The organism is Mycobacterium sp. HM-7 (genome assembly GCF_053852335.1).
The window spans coordinates 2,665,072-2,682,673 of the sequence record NZ_CM132657.1 but is presented as its reverse complement, the minus strand read 5'-3'; the positions used below and the strand labels follow the sequence as shown (position 1 = coordinate 2,682,673).

The following is a 17,602-nucleotide window of genomic DNA, read 5'->3' as shown; positions in this document are numbered from 1 at the left end:
GCCTACGACCCCAGCACTTCGATGCCCGGGAGGGTCTTGCCCTCGAGGTACTCCAGCGACGCGCCGCCACCGGTCGAGATGTGGGAGAAGCCGTCTTCGGCCAGTTCGAGCTGGCGAACCGCGGCAGCCGAGTCACCGCCGCCGACGACGCTGAACGCGCCCTTGGACGTTGCGGTGATGATGGCCTCGGCGACGCCCTTGGTGCCGTCGGCGAACGCCGGGAACTCGAAGACGCCCATCGGGCCGTTCCAGAACACCGTCTTGGCGTTGGAGAGCAGCGCGGTGAAGCGCTTCACCGACTCGGGTCCGATGTCCAGGCCCATCTTGCCGTCCGGGATCCGGTCGGATGCGACTGTCTCCGACGCGGCGTCGGCGGCGAACTTGTCGGCCACCACGATGTCGACGGGGAGGTGGATGACGTCGGCGTAGGTGTCGAGCAGGCGCTTACAGGTGTCGATCATCTCCTCCTGCAGCAGCGAGGTGCCGACCGAAAGTCCTTGGGCCGCAAGGAAGGTGAAGCACATACCCCCGCCGATGATGATGCTGTCGGCCTTGGTGGCGAGGTTCTCGATGACGGCGAGCTTGTCGGAGACCTTTGACCCGCCGAGGACGACGGCGTAGGGCCGCTCGGTGGAGCTGGTCAGCTGCTCGAGCACCTTGACCTCGGCGTCCACCAGTGTGCCGGCATAGTGCGGCAGGATGTTCGCGACGTCGTACACCGAAGCCTGCTTGCGGTGCACGACCCCGAAGCCGTCGGAGACGAACGCGCCCGGCGAACCGTCGGGGCCCTCGACCAGAGCCGCCAGTTCACGGGCCAGGGCCGCGCGCTCGGCGTCGTCCTTGCTGGTCTCGCGCGGGTCGAAGCGGATGTTCTCCAGCAGCAGCACGTCGCCGTCGGTCAGTCCCTCGGCGCGGGCGAGCGCGTCGGTGCCGACGACGTCACCGGCCAGCTGGACGTGCCGGCCCAGCTTCTCCCCCAGCGCTGCGGCAACCGGCGCCAGCGAGAACTTGGGCTCCGGCCCGCCTTTGGGCCGGCCGAGGTGGGCGGTGATGACGACCTTGGCACCTGCGTCGGCCAACGCGGACAGCGTCGGGACGGAGGCGATGATCCGGCCGAGATCGGTGATGTTGCCGTCATCGTCGAGCGGGACGTTGAGGTCGGAACGGACCAGAACGCCCCGCCCTTCTACACCTTCTCCCAGCAACTCATCGAGGGTCTTGATGCTCATACCTGTCTTTCTGTTGCTTCACTTGCCATCTACAGCGACTTGCCGACCAGCGCAGCCAGATCAGCGATCCGGTTGGAGTAGCCCCATTCGTTGTCGTACCAGGAGACGACCTTGGCCTGGTTGTCGATGACCTTGGTCAACCCGGAATCGAACAGCGAACTGTGCGGGTCGGTGACGATATCGGACGACACGATCGGCGCGTCGTAATACTTGAGAATCCCCTTGAGCGGCCCCTCGGCGGCGGCCTGCATCGCGGCGTTGATCTCCGCCGCCGACGCGGACTTACCCAGCTCGGCGGTCAGGTCGGTCACCGACCCGGTGGGCACCGGCACCCGCAGCGCGTACCCGTCCAACTTTCCCTTGAGCTCGGGCAACACCAGACCGATGGCCTTGGCCGCACCGGTGGAGGTCGGCACGATATTGATCGCGGCCGCACGGGCGCGGCGCAGATCCTTGTGCGGCCCGTCCTGCAGGTTCTGATCCTGGGTGTAGGCGTGGATCGTGGTCATCAGGCCCCGCACGATGCCGAACTCGTCGTTGAGCACCTTGGCGATCGGGCCCAGGCAGTTCGTGGTGCACGAGGCGTTCGAGATGATGTTCTGAGTGCCGTCGTACTTGTCGTCGTTGACACCCATCACGATGGTGATGTCTTCACCGGTGGCCGGCGCGGAGATGATCACCTTCCTGGCCCCGGCATCCAGATGCCCTTTCGCCTTCGCCGCGTCGGTGAAGATGCCCGTGGACTCCACCACGATGTCCACCCCGAGCTCACCCCACGGCAACGCCGCCGGGCCTTCCTTGATGGCCAGTGCCTTGATCTTGGTGTCGCCCACCACGAGGGTGTCGCCTTCGGCGCGCACCTCATAGGGCAGCCGGCCCAGGATCGAATCGAACTTCAGCAGATGCGCCAGCGCATCGGTCGACGTCAGATCGTTGACCGCCACGATCTCCAGATCGGTGTTCTGACCTTGCGCTTGCTGCGCATCCAGGGCCCGGAAGAAGTTACGCCCGATGCGCCCGAAACCGTTGACGCCGATCCGAATAGTCACTGCTGTGCTCCTTTGCCGGTATCCCTGGACAGGTCATGCGGTGAATCCTCAGCCAGCCTAGTGCGGTGAGGAACCTCACGTGCGGTACCGGAGACTCGCGCTAGGCGTCGTCGAGCAGGTCCGGGGTGACGGCCGACTCAGTGTCGGGGATGCCGTCCAACTTCGCCTTCCGGTCGGCCATCGACAGCAGGCGCCGAATCCGGCCTGCCACAGCGTCTTTCGTCATCGGCGGGTCGGCCAGCCGGCCGAGTTCCTCGAGGGATGCCTGCCGGTGCTCGACGCGCAACCGGCCGGCGGCGGACAGATGGTCGGGCACCGTGTCACCGAGGATGTCGAGGGCCCGCTCCACCCGCGCCGCGGCCGCGACGGCCGCGCGCGCGGACCGGCGCAGGTTCGCGTCGTCGAAGTTGGCCAACCGGTTGGCGGTCGCGCGCACCTCGCGGCGCATGCGCCGCTCTTCCCAGTTGAGCCGGGTGTCCTGGGCGCCCATCCGGGTCAGCAACGCACCGATGGCCTCGCCGTCGCGCACCACCACCCGATCACTGCCACGGACCTCACGCGCCTTGGCACTGACTCCGAGCCGGCGGGCCGCACCGACCAATGCCAGCGCCGCCTCCGGTCCGGGGCAGCTGACCTCCAGCGCCGACGACCGCCCGGGCTCGGTCAGCGAACCGTGGGCCAGGAACGCGCCGCGCCACGCCGCCTCGGCGTCGCCGACGCTACCGCCGACCACCTGGGCCGGCAGACCGCGAACGGGCCGGCCACGCAGATCGAGCAGACCGGTCTGGCGCGCCAGCGCCTCGCCGTCCTGCGCGACGCGCACCACGTACCGGGTGCTCTTGCGGATGCCGCTGGCCGACAGCACGTGCACGACGGCGTTGTAGCCGTACAGGTCGTAGATGTCCTTGCGCAGTCGCCGGGCGATGCTGCCCAGGTCGACCTCGGCCTCGACGACGACGCGGCCGGCCACGATGTGGAGGCCGCCGGCGAACCGCAGCAGCGACGCCACCTCGGCCCGGCGCGCGGTCACCGAGTTGACGACCAGCCGGCTCAGCTCGTCCTTCACTTCCGACGTCATCGCCACGAATCGTCACCTCTTGGTCCTTCAGGGGTCGGCTGCTGACGGAATCCGTCGGCCGACCGAGCGGCGGGAGTGGATGGCTCGTATGCGGGCCGGGCCGGTGCGCTGCCGTTGAGACGCACCCGCTCCAGAGCAGCCGCAAGCCGTGCCGGGTCATGTAAAGGTGTACCAGGTCGGGATACGTCAGCAAACTCGACCTGGGCGTCGAGAAACGACGCCGCCCGCCGCAGTTGGTCGCGCTCCCGCTCGCTGGGCACGCTCGCCGCATCGACGATGATGTCGTGCACCGTCAGGCCCGGGGCGTGTTGTGACAGCACGTGCACATGCCGTTCGGCGGAGAACCCGGCGGTCTCCCCCGGCTCGGCGGCGAGATTGAGCACCAGTGCCCGACGCGCCGAGGTCGCCTGCAGTGCGGCCAGTAGCTGGGGCACCAGCACATGCGGGATCACGCTGCTGAACCACGAGCCCGGCCCGAGCACCACGAGATCGGCCGACATGATGGCATCGACCGCCTGCCGGGTGGCCGGCGGATCACCCGGCTGCAGCCGGACCCGGCGCACCTTGCCCGGTGTGGTGGCGACCGCGACCTGGCCGCGGATCACGCGACTCATCCGCGGATCGGCCTCGAGCCCGGATACGTCCGCCTCGATCTGCAGCGCGATGGGACACATCGGCAGCACCCGGCCTTTGACCCCCAGAATCCGGCCGAGCTCGTCGAGCGCGGCCACCGGGTCGGCCAGCACCTCGTTGAGGCCGGCGAGCAGGAGGTTGCCGATCGGGTGACCGGCCAGCGCGCCGCTGCCGTTGAAGCGGTGCTGGATGATGGTGGCCCACAGCTGTCCGTGCGGACTGTCAGATGCCAAGGCCGCCAATGCCATTCGCAGATCACCCGGCGGCACGATGTCCAGTTCGGAACGCAGCCGGCCGGACGAACCACCGTCATCGGCGACGGTGACGACGGCGGTGACATGTGGCGTCAACCGCCGCGCCGCGGACAGCGTCGCGTACAGACCGTGGCCGCCGCCCAGCGCCACGATGCGCGCGGGTGCGCGATCTTCCGTCATTCGCGCCCCAGATCCCGGTGCAGCACCCGCACGGTCAGGTGGTCGCCACCACGCAGCCGGTTGGCCAGCGCCTCGGCGATCGCAACACTGCGATGCTTGCCGCCGGTGCAGCCGATGGCCACCGTCATATAGCGCTTCCCCTCCCTGCGATAGCCGTCGATCACAACCCCCAGCAGCCGATGGTAGGTGTCCAGGAACTCGGCGGCGCCCTCTTGTCCCAGCACGTAGTCCCGAACCGCCGGATGTTGCCCGGTGTGGGGCCGCAACTCGTCGACCCAATGCGGATTCGGAAGGAACCGGACATCCATCACGGTGTCGGCATCCATCGGCAGACCATATTTATAGCCGAAAGATTCGACCGTCACGCTCGTCCCGGCCACAGCCTCCCCACTGAAGGCGCGTTCGATGCTGGCACGCAGCGCCGGCACCGGCAGCGTCGAGGTGTCGATGATCAGATCGGCCGTTGCGCGCACCGACTCCAGCAATCTCCGCTCGGCGGCAATACCTTCCGCGAGCGTCTGATTGCCCTGCAGTGGGTGGCTGCGGCGGTTCTGCTCGTAGCGGCGCACCAGGATGTCGTCGGACGCCTCCAGAAACAGCACTCGCGGAACGACGCTGCGGGTCGCCAATTCACGGCGAACAAAATCCAGGTCGCCGGTGAAGCCCCGGGACCGGACGTCCATCACCACGGCCAGCTTGGTGATGCGGGAACCGGCCGCCAGACCCAGCTCGACCATGCGGGTGATGAGCTCCGGCGGCAGGTTGTCGGCGACGTACCAGCCGAGATCCTCGAGCACCTTGGCGGCGGTGCCACGGCCGGCGCCGGACAACCCCGTGACCAGGACCACGTCGATTTCACCGGCGGCGTCACCAGCTGCACCGTCCATCTGATCGTCCGTCACGACTTCGTTCATCCCCCGCTGCTCATCCGCTGGTGCTGCGCTCACTGCCCTGTCCGATCATTGCCGATATCGGTCGGCGCCGCCCCCGATTCCGGCTGGGAATCGGGCCCCGGGGAATCAGACCTCAGCGCATCGACCACTGCCTGCGCCGTCGCCGCCCCGATGCCCGGCACCGCGGTCAGTTCGTCGACGCCGGCCTCCTTCAACCGCGCCACCGAACCGAAGTGCGTGACCAACGCCTTGCGCCGATGCTCGCCGAGACCGGGGATCGCGTCGAGCACCGACGCCGTCATCCGCTTGGACCGCTTGCTGCGGTGATAGGTGATGGCGAACCGGTGGGCTTCGTCGCGCACTCGCTGCAGCAGATACAGGCCCTCGCTGTTGCGCGGCATGATCAGCGGGTCCGGCTGTTCGGGAACCCACACCTCTTCCAGGCGTTTCGCCAAGCCGATGACCGCCACATCGGTGATGCCCAATTCGTCCAGCACCGCCGCCGCCGCATTCACCTGCGGGCCGCCGCCATCGACGACGAACAGGTTGGGTGGATACGCGAATCGCTTTGGCCGCGCGGGGGTTCCGGCGGTATCCGTGGTTTCGGGGTCCACGACCTGGGTGTCGGCGACATGTCGCGCGAAGCGCCGGCGGGTCACCTCGGCAATGGATGCCACGTCGTCGGACCGGCCGTCACCGGCAGCCTCGCGAATCGCGTAGTGCCGGTAGTCGGACTTGCGCGGCAACCCGTCCTCGAACACCACCAGCGAGGCCACCACGTCGGTGCCCTGCACGTGGCTGATGTCGACGCACTCGATGCGCAGCGGCGCGTCGTCCAGCTCGAGCGAATCCTGAATGCTTTGCAGTGCTTCGGATCTGGCGTTGAAGTCGCCGGCCCGCTTGAGCTTGTGCTGCGCCAGCGCACCCTGCGCATTGCGCTGCACCGTGTCGGCCAGGGCCTTCTTGTCGCCGCGCTGCGCCACCCGCAGCTGCACGCGGGAGCCCCGCAGGCCGGACAGCCAGTCGGCGAGTTCGCCGGCGTTGTCCGGAAGTACCGGCACCAGAACCTCTTTGGGCACCGGGTTGGTGGTCTCGTCGGTCGGTCCGGTTCCGCGCAGTTCGGCCTGATCGCCGTAGAACTGCGTGAGGAACTGGCTCACCAGGTAGTCCACGCCGGACTCCCCTGGTTCGCCGGACTTCTCGATGACCCACCCGCGCTGACCCCGGACCCGGCCGCCGCGGACATGGAAGACCTGCACGGCGGCTTCCAGGTCGTCGTCGGCGAAGGCCACCACGTCGGCGTCGGTGCCGTCACCGAGCACCACGGCCTGCTTCTCCAGTGCGCGCTTGAGCGCCGAGATGTTGTCCCGCAACCGCGCGGCCCGCTCGAACTCCAGTTCCTCGGCGGCCTCGGCCATCTGCTGTTCCATGTCGCGGGCCAGCCGGTCGGTCTTGCCGGCCAGGAAGTCGCAGAAGTCGTCGACGATCTTGCGGTGCTCGGCGGCGGTCACCCGCCCGACGCACGGAGCCGAGCACTTGTCGATGTAGCCCAGCAGGCAGGGTCGCCCGATCTGGTTGTGCCGCTTGAAAACTCCAGCCGAACAGGTACGCGCCGGGAAAACCCGCATCAGCAGATCGAGCGTCTCGCGGATGGCCCAGGCGTGCGCGTACGGGCCGAAGTACCGGACGCCTTTGCGACGCGGGCCGCGGTAGACGAACAGCCGCGGGTACTCCTCGCCCAGGGTCACCGCCAGCACGGGGTACGACTTGTCGTCGCGGTACCGGATGTTGAACCGGGGATCGAATTCCTTGATCCAGTTGTATTCCAGTTGCAGCGCTTCGACTTCGGTCGTGACGACCGTCCACTCGACACTGCCGGCCGTGGTTACCATCTGGCGGGTGCGCGGTGCGAGCGCCGACAGGTCGGCGAAGTACGAGTTCAGCCGACTACGGAGGCTCTTGGCCTTACCGACATAGATGACCCGGCCGTGCGGATCCCGGAACCGGTACACCCCCGGCTCCAACGGGATGGTTCCCGGCGCGGGCCGGTACGTCGATGGATCAGGCACTGTTACAGGTTAGTTCGACTGGCTGACAGCATCTGAGACGCCGATCTCGGCATCGATGAACTCGCAGAACGCCGCGGCCTTCGCCACGTAGTTGGCGTATAGGTCGTAACTCGCCGCACCCGGCGAGAGCAGCACGGCCGTCACGCCTGGTACCGCGGCCGCGGTCCGCACCGCCGCCCGCAGGCTGTCCACCGGGTACACCGACTCCGGGTGTGCCGCGGCGAAACGGCGCCCGATCTCGGCCCCGTTGGTCGGCCCCTGGATGAGGTGAACGTCACGTGCGCCGGCGAGCAGATAGTCGTCGATCTGGTCATAGTCGAGTTGACGGTCCATGCCGCCGACGATGAGGGCCACCCGGTCGTCGGGCCGCATCGCGCGCAATGCGGCGACCACGCTCTCCCCGGTGGTGGCCAGGGTGTCGTCGATCCAGCGCACGCCCCCGGTACGGCGCACCACCTGGAGCCGGTGCGGCAGGGCCTCGAATGTCGTTACCGCGCCGAGGAATTCGTCCTCGGTCACCGGCCGGCCGAGCACCTCGGCGGCCGCGACGGCCGCCAGGGCGCCGTTGACGACGTTGTGCTCGTAGGCCATGACGTAGTCGCCTTCGGGACGTGTCACGCCCGCCGGGTCGACGGTGCGCACCACGGGCGGCAACACGATGCCGAGCCGATCAAGGGCGGCCAGGACCTGTGGTGTGGTGACCAGAACCTCACCGCCGCAGGCGAAGATATTGGCCTTCGCGCGATGGTAGGCCGAGATGTCGCCGTGCCAGTCCAGGTGGTCCTCGAAGAGATTGGTGATCACCGAGATCCGCGGCGAGGCGGTCACCAGTGCGCACTGCTGGCTGGACAGCTCGGCGACCACCACAGCGTCCGGGCCCGGCTCCAGATCCGACAGCGGGGTACCGATGTTGCCCGCCACCACGGCATCCGCGCCCAGCCGGCACAGCAGGTGCGACAGGAACGACGCCGTCGTGCTCTTGCCCTTGGTCCCGGTGACGCCGACCGTCTGCGCGGCATACCGCCGCAGGTACCAGTCGGCGGCGCTGGACAGCGTGGTCCCGGCATCGCGCAGCTCGGCGAAAAATGGCTGATGCCAAGGTATTCCGGGACTGAGGAACACCACGTCGCAGTCCGCCAGTCGGGTCAGGTGCTCAGCACCACGCCACAGGTTCAGGTTGGCGATATCTGCGGGGGCATCGAGCGTTCCCCGGCCGGCGTCGTCGACGGCGTCGATCCGCGCCGCGCCCTCGGCCGCCGCGGTCCGGGCCAGCGACTGGCCCTCCTTGCCGAAACCCCAGATGCCGACAGCGGCGCCGGTGAGCTGCGGACGCTGTGACGTCATGGCCGATGGTCCAGGGCGGCGCGGTAGCGCTCGGGCACGTACTGCACCGCCGGGCTGTCGTCATGGTCGGCGGCGACGCGCGCCAGATCGGCTCGCGCGCTGCGGAACTGCTCGACGAGCGGCAGACCGGCCCACGAGTCGTCGTCGAGGATGGTCAGCATCGATTCGGCGGCCTCGTAGTACTCGCCGACACACTCGAACGGCTTGTGTGCACCCACTCCGAGAATGTCCTCGAACTCGGCGCGGCTGTCGGTGTTCTCGAACAGGTTTCGCCCGAAGATCGCCTCCACCTCGTCGCGGCCGAGGCGCGGCGCCATCAGCACGAAGACGAACTGGCACTTCGGGCAGTGGCCACACCAGGTGGCGCCGCGCCGGCCGGCGTCGAGCGCGAACGGCCGGTTACAGCTGATGAAGGCCCGGAAATACTGTGGGCTGGCGGCGAACCGATCGGCGATCTGCGACTCCGACAGGCCGCGCAGCAGCGAGAAATACCGGTCCGGATTCAGCCCGTGCGACGCGAGGGTGTCCCGCAGCAGCGTCTCGTACGTGACGCTCTTGGACCACTGATGGTTGATGTCCTGGCCCATCCATTCGACATTGCCGACGTTGGACGAGCGTTCGTTGGACAGCACGACCGGACCCAGGCCGTTGGCGTCGGCCACGATCAGTCCGATGATGCTGTTGATCGCGGTGACCGGGATGTGCCCGTTGTAGGCACCGGCGGCGTTGACGTCGATGAGGGTCCGGTCGATGGAGCGCATGACGCGCACGTGCGGCAGTCCGCTGATCTCGACGCACCGGTCGATGGGGTCGAACTTGTTGACGTTGAACAGCACCGGCTGCAGCGGCGCGAGGGCCTCGATGGTCACCACCGAGTCCTTGCCACCGCCGACCGGTACCAGTGGCGCCGCGTCGGGGTTCCAGGTGTCGGGGTCGTGCGGGCCGGTATCCGCGCGGTCACCGATGATCTCCGGGTTGAGCGCGCCGGGCAGGTTGTTGCGGTATGCGTATTCACCGAGACCACCGGCCAGCACCTGGCGCAGATATTCGCGTTCGAAATCGTAAGTCGGGAAGGCGATTTCGATCTGCGGCGGCGCCGCGGCCTTGTAGTAGCTCAGCGAGCAGGTGAGCGTCAGCAACCGCAGCAGCCGATCGTCGGGACGACCACCGCTCAGGCTGTCCCCGAAATCGACGGTCTCGGCGAAGCTGACGTCGTCGGCGGAATCGGCCCCGCACATGGTGTAGCGCCCACGGAACACGCCGCCCTCGACGTCGTACCCGTCGATGCGGAACGACTTGTAGGACTGTGGGACAAAAGGTTTGGTCACAGCTGCTCCAGGAACGACGGATGGGAACAATCAACGGGGACAGCGTGGTCGCCGAATTGCGCGACAGGCTGCGTGCGGTACAGCGGCGAGATCCACCAGGCGTGGCGCACTTGGTCGACCGGCACGGCGGCGCGACGCGCGACGGCTCGCATGACACCACAGGCCTGCAACTGCTCGAGGATCGAGACAGGTTCCGGATTGTCGACGCCGACCAGCTCGGCACCGATGTCGAGCACCAGCGCACCGGCCACGGCCGGGGTGACGTCGGGGCCGGGCCCGATGCCGTCCACGCAGCCCCGCTCGGCCAGCCGACGCAGCAGCAGGTCGACGGTGCCGAGGCTGGTGGTCCGGGCCGCCATCCGCAGCCACTGCTCGTCGGTGGCGGCCGGCGCCGTCCAGTCGCCGTCGCGCCACCCGATCCGGACGGGCTCGGGGGCATACACCTGGGAGGGCGCACTCGTCGCCGCACACCGGCCTTCGCCGGTGATGGTCACGGTCGCGGCCACCAAGGCCGGCCCGCTCGAGAACGGAGCCAGCGCCAGGTCGAGATCGGTCTGGGTGGGCATGGTCAGCCCGAAGTAGTCCGCGGGTTCGGCGAGGTGGTGCCACAGCCACGCGGTGTCGACGGTCCGGCCCTGGTAGATCGGCACGGTCACCGTCGGGTACGCACCAAGGCGGTCGACCAGTTCGGCGGGTGCGATCGCCGCGACGTCCGGCGGCGGCGAAGGCATGCGAAAATCGGTCACTATCAGCAAATTCTATCCTATGGAGGGAGCACCCAGGTGGGGGTGATCCGGCTCACCGAAGCCGACTGGCGGGTGTTCGCCGCGCTGCGACTGCGCGCGCTGGCCGATTCGGCGGGGACCGACGACGCCGAGTATCGCACCGAGATGAGCTTCACCGGGACGCAGTGGCGCCGGCGGTTGCGGGCCCACGCCCAGTTCGCCCTCGCACATGACGACCGCCTGGTAGGCCTGATCGCCGCGCATCGGGCCAGTCCCGGCTCGGTGTACCTGTACTCGTTGTGGACCGATCCGGTCGCCCGCGGCCACGGCGTGGCGCGCACCCTGCTGACCGCGGCCATCGACTGGGGACGGGACCTGGGTGCACGCACCGTGACGCTGCGAGTGCACCGCAACAACACCGCCGCACTGGGGGTCTATCGCGCCTTCGGGTTCGTCGCCACGGCCGACGCGGCCGAGGGTTCGCATGGTCCCGGTCCGGCAGACGAGCTCACGATGTCTTTGACGTTGAGCTGAGGTCCGGGCGGTACTTCGCGACCAGGTCGCGGAGGCGGTCCATCGCGTCGACGGCACGGGCCTTGTCGACGGTCTGGATGGCCATGATCGGGACGTACTCGTCGTCCGGCAGGTCGACGCGGGCCCACCGCGCCCCCAGCGGGAACGACACCCCGACGACGTCGGGCCAGGCAATGGTCTTGTCGCTCAACACGTTACGGACGACGATGCCGGCCGGCCCGACCCGCAGCCGCGACCGCGTCGGCAGCAGCACCGCGCCAGCCAGGATGATCCCGAGCAACGCCATGGACACCTGGTCGGCGGTCTGGAAGATCACGCCGGTGGCGCCAATTTTCAGCAGCGCGCCCACCGTGATGTGCACGGCGATGATGACGGCGGCGGCCACGTAGGCGACGACCTTCACCCGCTGCGGCCGGACCTCCAGGTCCCAGCTGGTGGTCTCCTTCGTCATCGACGCAGGTCACGCAGGGTGATCGCAGTGGCAAGAGCCGCCGATGCGGCCTGCTCGCCCTTGTCCTCCGCCGAGCCGGGCAGGCCGGCACGGTCGATGGCCTGCTCTTCGGTGTTGACCGTCAGCACCCCGTTCGCGACCGGTGTCGACTCATCGAGCGACACTCGCGTCAGACCCTGCGTGACCGCGTCACACACATAGTCGAAATGGGGTGTGCCACCACGGATCACCACGCCCAGCGCGATCACCGCGTCGTGGGTCTTGGCCAATTCCTGTGCCACGACCGGGATTTCGATGGCACCGAGCACCCGGATCACGGTCGGCTCGGCGATCCCCGATGCGGTGGCCACCCGGAGCGCGCCGTCGAGCAGCGCATCACAAATCTTGGTGTGCCACGTGCTGGCGACAATGGCCAGCTTCAGTCCGGACGCGTCGAGCGCCGGCATATCCGGAACACCGACACCGCTCACTTGAGTTCTCCGTCTGTCGCGTCACCGGCGAAATCGTCGAGGCCGATGAGGTCGTGACCCATCCGGTCCCGCTTGGTCATCAGGTACCGGATGTTGTCGGCATTGGGGCCGATGGGCAGCGGTACGCGCTCGATGATGTGCAGGCCGTAGCCGTCCAGACCCACGCGCTTGGCCGGGTTGTTGGTCAGCAGCCGCATGGAGCGGATACCGAGATCGACCAGGATCTGGGCCCCGATGCCGTAGTCCCGGGCGTCGGCGGGCAGGCCGAGTTCCAGGTTGGCGTCGACGGTGTCGGCGCCGGCGTCCTGCAGCTGGTAGGCCTGCAACTTGTGCAGCAGGCCGATGCCGCGGCCCTCGTGGCCACGCATGTACAGGACCACGCCACGGCCCTCGTTGGCCACCATCTCCATGGCGGCATCGAGCTGGGGACCGCAATCGCAGCGCCGGGAGCCGAACACGTCACCGGTCAGGCACTCGGAGTGCACGCGGACCAGGACGTCGTCGCCGTTCTCCGGGGAGACATCGCCGCGCACCAGCGCCACGTGCTCGACGTCCTCGTACATGCTGGTGTAGCCGACGGCCCGGAACTCACCGTGCCGGGTCGGGATACGGGCCTCGGCGACGCGCTCGATGTGCTTCTCGTGCTTGCGCCGCCACTCGATGAGATCGGCGATGGAGATCAGCGCCAGGTCGTGGTCGTCGGCGAAGACACGCAGCTCGTCGGTCTGGGCCATGGCGCCCTCGTCCTTCTGGCTGACGATCTCGCAGATCGCGCCGGCCGGCTGCAACCCGGCGAGCCGGGCCAGATCGACCGCGGCCTCGGTGTGGCCGGGGCGGCGCAGCACGCCGCCGTCCTTGGCGCGCAACGGAACTACGTGTCCGGGCTTGGTGAAATCGTCGGCAACCGCGTCCGGGTCGGCCAGCGCCTGCATGGTCTTGGCCCGGTCTGATGCCGAAATGCCGGTTCCCACACCCTTTTTCACGTCGACGGTGACGGTGTAGGCAGTGCCGTGCTTGTCCTGGTTCACCGCGTACATCGGCAGCAGGCCCAGTCGGTCGCAGACCGCGCCGTCGAGCGGCACACACAGGTATCCCGAGGTGTACCGGACCATGAAGGCCACCAGTTCCGGCGTCGCCTTCTCCGCGGCGAAGATCAGATCGCCTTCGTTCTCGCGATCTTCGTCGTCAATGACGACGACAGCCTTGCCCGCCGCGATATCGGCTATCGCCCGCTCGACGGAATCAAGCCTCGTCATCTCCACCACCCTTGCCGTGGCCACCTCAGGGGCCATGTTGATCACCTACCAGTATGAACCACTGGTACAGGCCGACTTACTCCCGCCGGTCCGCTCAGCGGACACGGCATGACCGGGCGCTACTGCGCCGGGGTGAGCAGCCGCTCGACGTATTTGGCGATGACGTCGACTTCCAGGTTCACCGTGGTCCCCACCGGGGCGCGGCCCAGCGTCGTCAGCTGCAACGTGGTTGGGATGAGAGAGATCTCGAACCAGTCACCCTGCTCGTCGCGGCCCAGGCCGGACACCGTCAGGGACACCCCGTCGACGGTGATCGAGCCTTTCTCGACCACGTACCGGGCCAGCTGCGCCGGCAGCGCGATGCGCACGACCTCCCAATGCTCCGACGGCGTGCGCGCAAGGACGGTGCCGACTCCGTCTACGTGGCCCTGCACGATGTGTCCGCCCAGCCGGCTGTTGATCGCCGCGGCGCGCTCCAGGTTGACCCGTCCCCCGACCTCGGCGCCGGCGAGGCTGGACCGATTGAGGGTCTCGGCCATCACGTCGGCGGAGAACGCGCCGTCGGGCAACACGTCGACGACCGTCAGACACACACCGTTCACCGCGATCGAGTCACCGTGCCCGGCATCGGTGGTGACCAACGGGCCGCGGATGACGAACCGCGCCGCGTCGGCGAGTTGGTCCTTGCTGACGATCTCGCCGAGCTCTTCGACAATGCCGGTGAACATGGGGCCCAGCTTAAAGCCGCTTCTCGCCGAAGTAGTGCGCCACCGGGTTGCCGTTGAAATTGGCGACCGGCCGATACCCCTCCGACTCGTACAGGCGCTGGGCATACGGCTGCCGCGCTCCGGTGTCGAGCCTGGCTACCGTGTAACCGAGTTCACGGGCGGCGTCCTCCAAGGCCCGCAACAGGATTCGGGCCACACCCTGCCCGCGCGCCTCCGGTGTCACGTACATCCGCTTGATCTCGCAGGCGCCATCCGGCAGCCGTTTGAGGCCGCCACCGCAAACGGGTCGGCCGTCGCGGTATCCAGCCAGGTAGACGCCATGCGGCGGGCCGAGCTCGGCGGGCCCGGCCTTGGGCATGTCCGCCGCGTTCAGATCGAGTCCGCCCCGGACGTCGGCGTACAGCTCCGCCATCTCGGCCTCCATGGCTCCCACCAGCGCGGCACCGTCGCCGCAGTCGATCGGAACCGCCCGGAATTCGAGTTCAGCAACCATGTCTGTGGTTCTACCGGTCGGTCGAGGCAACTGGTTAGTCGGGCGCACCTATTACGATGCAGGACATGCAGACGCGCAAACGCTCCGCCATGCTTGTTTCCCTACTCTCCACCGTGATGGCCGGGGTGCTCCTGGTCTCCGGTTGCTCGAAGTCCGAAGAGGCCAAGACCCCGCTGCCCGACGCCACGGCGCTCCTCAAGCAGTCCGCCGACACGACCCGCGGCCAGCAGAGCGTGCACCTGGTCCTGACCGTCAACGGCAAGATCGCCAAGATGACGGTGACCAAGCTCACCGGCGACATGACGCTGACCCCGGCCGTCGCCGGCCAGGGCAAGGCCAACCTGTCGGTGGGTGGCATGGGCGTCCAGGACGCTCCGTTCGTCGTCTACGACAACCACCTGTACGCCTCGCTGTCGGCCGGCGGCCCGCTGTCGGACTTCGGCCCCGCCGACGCCATCTACGACATCTCGGCGATCCTGCGCCCGGATACCGGCCTGGCCAACATCCTGGACAACTTCACCGAGGCCAAGGCCGTGGGCCGCGAGGAGATCAACGGCATCAAGACCGTCAAGGTCACCGGCACCGTCACCGCCGAGGCCGTCAACAAGATCGCCCCGCAGCTGAAGGTCACCAACGCTCTGCCGGGCACCGCCTGGATCGAAGAGGGCGGCAACCACCAGTTGGCGCAGGCTCAGCTCGAGACCAGCCCGGGCAACAACCTGCAGATGACGCTGACGGACTGGGGTAAGCCGGTCACCGTCAACAAGCCCGACGTTCAGTAATGGCCGGGGGCAACAACCGCCACGTCGCCATAGCCGCAGGCAGCCTCGCGGTCCTGCTCGGCGCGCTCGACACCTATGTCGTCGTGACGATCATGACCGACATGATGAAGGACCCGCCGGACGGCATCGGCATCCCGATCAACAAGATTCAGCAGGTCACGCCGGTCGTCACCTGGTATCTGCTGGGTTATATCGCGGCGATGCCGCTGCTGGGCCGGGCCTCGGACCGCTTCGGCCGCAAGCTGGTGCTGCAGCTCAGCCTGGTGCTGTTCGCCGTGGGCTCGATCGTCACGGCGATGGCGGGCATGTTCGCCCCGGCCAACGAGCTGATCGAGCCGCTGAACCAGCTGATCGTCGGCCGGACCATCCAGGGTGTCGCCAGCGGCGCGCTGCTGCCGGTGACACTGGCCCTGGCCGCCGATCTGTGGGCCGCGCGCAACCGCGCCGGTGTGCTCGGCGGTATCGGTGCCGCGCAGGAGCTGGGCAGCGTGCTCGGCCCGCTCTATGGCGTCGGCGTCGTGTGGCTCCTGCACGACTGGCGGGATGTCTTCTGGATCAACGTGCCGCTGACCCTGGCGGCCATCGTGATGATCCACTTCAGCCTGCCGTCACGTGTCGAGACCGAGACGCCGGAGAAGATCGACGTCCTCGGCGGCGTGCTGCTGGCCGTCGCGCTCGGGCTGGCGACCTGGGGTCTGTACAACCCCAACCCGGACGGCAAGCAGGTGCTCCCGGAAAACGGCCCGCCGTTGCTGATCGCGGCCGCGGTCGTCGCGGTCGGGTTCTTCGTGTGGGAGAAGGTGGCCCGCACCAAGCTGATCGATCCAGTGGGCGTGCACTTCCGGCCGTTCCTGGCGGGCCTAGCGTCGTCGCTGTGCGCGGGTGCGGCGCTGATGGTCACGCTGGTGAACGTCGAGCTGTTCAGCCGGGGTGTACTCGGGATCGATCAGGCCCACGCGATCTTCAAGCTGGCGTGGTTCCTGGGTGCCCTGCCGGTCGGCGCGCTGGTCGGCGGCTGGATCGCCACCCGCATCGGCGACCGGATCGTCGCCTTCGCCGGCCTGCTCATCGCGGCGGCGGCGTACCTGTTGGTGTCGCACTGGGACATGAACGTGCTGACGGCCAGTCACGATCTCGCGATCGTGGCGCTGCCGAAGCTGCCGACCGACCTCGTCATCGCCGGTCTGGGCCTGGGTCTGGTCATCGGGCCGCTGACCTCGGCCACGCTGCGGGTGGTCCCGACGGCCCAGCACGGCATCGCCTCCGCGGCGGTCGTGGTGTCGCGCATGATCGGCATGCTGATCGGGATGGCGGCGCTGTCCGCGTGGGGTCTGTACAAGTTCAACCAGAACCTGGCAGCCTTGCCCCCGGCCAAGGGCGGCAGCCTTGCCGACGCGGCGGAACAGATCACGAAGAACGTGAAGACGGCGTACACCATGCAGTACAGCTCGATCTTCCTGATCACCGCCATCGTGTGTGTGGTGGGTGCGCTGGCCGGTCTGCTGATCGCCGGCCGCCACGAGCAGGCCGAGGAACCCGAAACGGCTCCCGAGGTCGATCCCGCACCGGTGGCCTAGGCCATACGACAACGGAGCCGCAGAGTCGATCGACTCTGCGGCTCCGTTGCATGTGGCCTGTTCAGCGGCGGCGTACTAGCACCGCTCGATACCCGGGCGCATCAGTACCACGTTGTCCGGGATGTACGCCGGGGTCGGCGCGGCCGCGGGCTCGGGATGCAACCCGTTCGCGTGCGCCGCGAGGCGTTCCAACGCCCCGTCCACGGCCTCGTCGAACTCTTCGACGACACTCAGCACCGCCCGCAGGGGCCGGCGGAACATCATGTCCCTGATGCCATCTTCACTCGGACGGAAGCTGAGCCAGTCCTGCAGTGCAGTCATGCTCGTATCCTTTGCTCGTGATCACCTTCGCTCTAACGACATCGGTGAGCGCGATATTTCAGCCGGATCCAGGTGATCCGGTGTCTGCCCCCAATTTTACGGATGCGCAATCGAGGCTTCCTGCACGAATGTCGCGACGTTGATCTCGAACTGATAACGATTAGCAAAACTAAAGATGGGGCACGGTGAGCCCAATCACATTGAGCGC

At 67.9% G+C, this 17,602-nt stretch carries 18 protein-coding genes; 3 read left to right on the top strand and 15 right to left on the bottom strand.

Translation table 11 applies throughout. From position 1 onward, the window contains the following. Positions 1-2: 2 nt before the first annotated feature. The 9 genes from ACWW1C_RS12980 to ACWW1C_RS12940 form a co-directional block, all read right to left on the bottom strand. Positions 3-1,229 (bottom strand): phosphoglycerate kinase, encoded by a 1,227-nt coding sequence (locus ACWW1C_RS12980; RefSeq protein ID WP_455983802.1) that lies wholly within the window; start codon positions 1,227-1,229, stop codon positions 3-5. Between the two features lie 29 nt (positions 1,230-1,258). Next, positions 1,259-2,278 carry a type I glyceraldehyde-3-phosphate dehydrogenase gene (gene gap, locus ACWW1C_RS12975; RefSeq protein ID WP_455983801.1) on the bottom strand — a complete coding sequence of 340 codons (1,020 nt, stop codon included), beginning with the start codon at positions 2,276-2,278 and terminating at the stop codon, positions 1,259-1,261. Positions 2,279-2,378: 100 nt separating this feature from the next. Beyond that, entirely contained in the window at positions 2,379-3,356 is a 978-nt protein-coding gene (gene whiA / locus ACWW1C_RS12970) for a DNA-binding protein WhiA (RefSeq protein WP_455983800.1), read from the bottom strand. After that, positions 3,353-4,423 (bottom strand): gluconeogenesis factor YvcK family protein, encoded by a 1,071-nt coding sequence (locus tag ACWW1C_RS12965; RefSeq protein WP_455983799.1) that lies wholly within the window; start codon positions 4,421-4,423, stop codon positions 3,353-3,355. Before ACWW1C_RS12965 ends, whiA begins: the two co-directional genes overlap by 4 nt. Then, on the bottom strand, positions 4,420-5,310 hold the full coding sequence (rapZ, locus tag ACWW1C_RS12960) for an RNase adapter RapZ (protein ID WP_455984260.1): 891 nt from the start codon (positions 5,308-5,310) through the stop codon (positions 4,420-4,422). The genes ACWW1C_RS12965 and rapZ overlap by 4 nt, the downstream gene beginning before the upstream one ends. A 56-nt stretch (positions 5,311-5,366) precedes the next feature. Further along, positions 5,367-7,385: an excinuclease ABC subunit UvrC gene (gene uvrC / locus ACWW1C_RS12955; RefSeq protein ID WP_455983798.1), complete on the bottom strand. Its 2,019-nt coding sequence runs from the start codon at positions 7,383-7,385 to the stop codon at positions 5,367-5,369. Between the two features lie 9 nt (positions 7,386-7,394). Continuing rightward, entirely contained in the window at positions 7,395-8,729 is a 1,335-nt protein-coding gene (murD, locus tag ACWW1C_RS12950; protein WP_455983797.1) for a UDP-N-acetylmuramoyl-L-alanine--D-glutamate ligase, read from the bottom strand. After that, positions 8,726-10,057 (bottom strand): hypothetical protein, encoded by a 1,332-nt coding sequence (locus ACWW1C_RS12945; protein WP_455983796.1) that lies wholly within the window; start codon positions 10,055-10,057, stop codon positions 8,726-8,728. The genes murD and ACWW1C_RS12945 overlap by 4 nt, the downstream gene beginning before the upstream one ends. After that, positions 10,054-10,803 (bottom strand): hypothetical protein, encoded by a 750-nt coding sequence (locus tag ACWW1C_RS12940; RefSeq protein WP_455983795.1) that lies wholly within the window; start codon positions 10,801-10,803, stop codon positions 10,054-10,056. The genes ACWW1C_RS12945 and ACWW1C_RS12940 overlap by 4 nt, the downstream gene beginning before the upstream one ends. Positions 10,804-10,839: 36 nt before the next feature. On the opposite strand from ACWW1C_RS12940, the gene ACWW1C_RS12935 reads away from it, so the two are divergent. Further along, positions 10,840-11,316: an N-acetyltransferase family protein gene (locus ACWW1C_RS12935; protein ID WP_455983794.1), complete on the top strand. Its 477-nt coding sequence runs from the start codon at positions 10,840-10,842 to the stop codon at positions 11,314-11,316. Here ACWW1C_RS12935 and ACWW1C_RS12930 read toward each other — a convergent pair. From ACWW1C_RS12930 to ACWW1C_RS12910, 5 genes are all read right to left on the bottom strand, one after another. Next, positions 11,291-11,767, bottom strand: coding sequence for a PH domain-containing protein (locus ACWW1C_RS12930; protein ID WP_455983793.1), 477 nt, complete (start codon positions 11,765-11,767; stop codon positions 11,291-11,293). The genes ACWW1C_RS12935 and ACWW1C_RS12930 overlap by 26 nt on opposite strands. Further along, positions 11,764-12,213, bottom strand: a complete 450-nt coding sequence (gene ribH, locus ACWW1C_RS12925; protein WP_455984259.1) for a 6,7-dimethyl-8-ribityllumazine synthase — start codon at positions 12,211-12,213, stop codon at positions 11,764-11,766. Before ribH ends, ACWW1C_RS12930 begins: the two co-directional genes overlap by 4 nt. A gap of 20 nt (positions 12,214-12,233) precedes the next feature. Further along, complete coding sequence (locus ACWW1C_RS12920) at positions 12,234-13,493, bottom strand: bifunctional 3,4-dihydroxy-2-butanone-4-phosphate synthase/GTP cyclohydrolase II (protein ID WP_455983792.1); 1,260 nt, start codon at positions 13,491-13,493, stop codon at positions 12,234-12,236. A gap of 119 nt (positions 13,494-13,612) precedes the next feature. Continuing rightward, positions 13,613-14,221, bottom strand: coding sequence for a riboflavin synthase (locus ACWW1C_RS12915; protein WP_455983791.1), 609 nt, complete (start codon positions 14,219-14,221; stop codon positions 13,613-13,615). A gap of 10 nt (positions 14,222-14,231) precedes the next feature. Then, positions 14,232-14,714 (bottom strand): GNAT family N-acetyltransferase, encoded by a 483-nt coding sequence (locus ACWW1C_RS12910; protein ID WP_455983790.1) that lies wholly within the window; start codon positions 14,712-14,714, stop codon positions 14,232-14,234. Between the two features lie 65 nt (positions 14,715-14,779). Here ACWW1C_RS12910 and ACWW1C_RS12905 point away from each other — a divergent pair, with 65 nt between their 5' ends. Both ACWW1C_RS12905 and ACWW1C_RS12900 read left to right on the top strand, forming a co-directional pair. Next, positions 14,780-15,496 (top strand): LppX_LprAFG lipoprotein, encoded by a 717-nt coding sequence (locus ACWW1C_RS12905; RefSeq protein ID WP_455983789.1) that lies wholly within the window; start codon positions 14,780-14,782, stop codon positions 15,494-15,496. Continuing rightward, on the top strand, positions 15,496-17,073 hold the full coding sequence (locus ACWW1C_RS12900; RefSeq protein ID WP_455983788.1) for an MFS transporter: 1,578 nt from the start codon (positions 15,496-15,498) through the stop codon (positions 17,071-17,073). The genes ACWW1C_RS12905 and ACWW1C_RS12900 overlap by 1 nt, the downstream gene beginning before the upstream one ends. A gap of 75 nt (positions 17,074-17,148) precedes the next feature. Here ACWW1C_RS12900 and ACWW1C_RS12895 read toward each other — a convergent pair whose 3' ends face one another. After that, positions 17,149-17,394: a hypothetical protein gene (locus tag ACWW1C_RS12895; RefSeq protein ID WP_455983787.1), complete on the bottom strand. Its 246-nt coding sequence runs from the start codon at positions 17,392-17,394 to the stop codon at positions 17,149-17,151. Positions 17,395-17,602: the final 208 nt, after the last annotated feature.

Coding starts and splice junctions, on each gene's coding strand:
- ACWW1C_RS12980 (WP_455983802.1), bottom strand. CDS start 1,229: ATGAGCATCAAGACCCTCGATGAGTTGCTGGGAGAAGGTGTAGAAGGG.
- whiA (WP_455983800.1), bottom strand. CDS start 3,356: ATGACGTCGGAAGTGAAGGACGAGCTGAGCCGGCTGGTCGTCAACTCG.
- ACWW1C_RS12965 (WP_455983799.1), bottom strand. CDS start 4,423: ATGACGGAAGATCGCGCACCCGCGCGCATCGTGGCGCTGGGCGGCGGC.
- rapZ (WP_455984260.1), bottom strand. CDS start 5,310: ATGGACGGTGCAGCTGGTGACGCCGCCGGTGAAATCGACGTGGTCCTG.
- murD (WP_455983797.1), bottom strand. CDS start 8,729: ATGACGTCACAGCGTCCGCAGCTCACCGGCGCCGCTGTCGGCATCTGG.
- ACWW1C_RS12930 (WP_455983793.1), bottom strand. CDS start 11,767: ATGACGAAGGAGACCACCAGCTGGGACCTGGAGGTCCGGCCGCAGCGG.
- ribH (WP_455984259.1), bottom strand. CDS start 12,213: ATGCCGGCGCTCGACGCGTCCGGACTGAAGCTGGCCATTGTCGCCAGC.
- ACWW1C_RS12920 (WP_455983792.1), bottom strand. CDS start 13,493: ATGACGAGGCTTGATTCCGTCGAGCGGGCGATAGCCGATATCGCGGCG.
- ACWW1C_RS12915 (WP_455983791.1), bottom strand. CDS start 14,221: ATGTTCACCGGCATTGTCGAAGAGCTCGGCGAGATCGTCAGCAAGGAC.
- ACWW1C_RS12910 (WP_455983790.1), bottom strand. CDS start 14,714: ATGGTTGCTGAACTCGAATTCCGGGCGGTTCCGATCGACTGCGGCGAC.
- ACWW1C_RS12905 (WP_455983789.1), top strand. CDS start 14,780: ATGCAGACGCGCAAACGCTCCGCCATGCTTGTTTCCCTACTCTCCACC.
- ACWW1C_RS12900 (WP_455983788.1), top strand. CDS start 15,496: ATGGCCGGGGGCAACAACCGCCACGTCGCCATAGCCGCAGGCAGCCTC.
- ACWW1C_RS12895 (WP_455983787.1), bottom strand. CDS start 17,394: ATGACTGCACTGCAGGACTGGCTCAGCTTCCGTCCGAGTGAAGATGGC.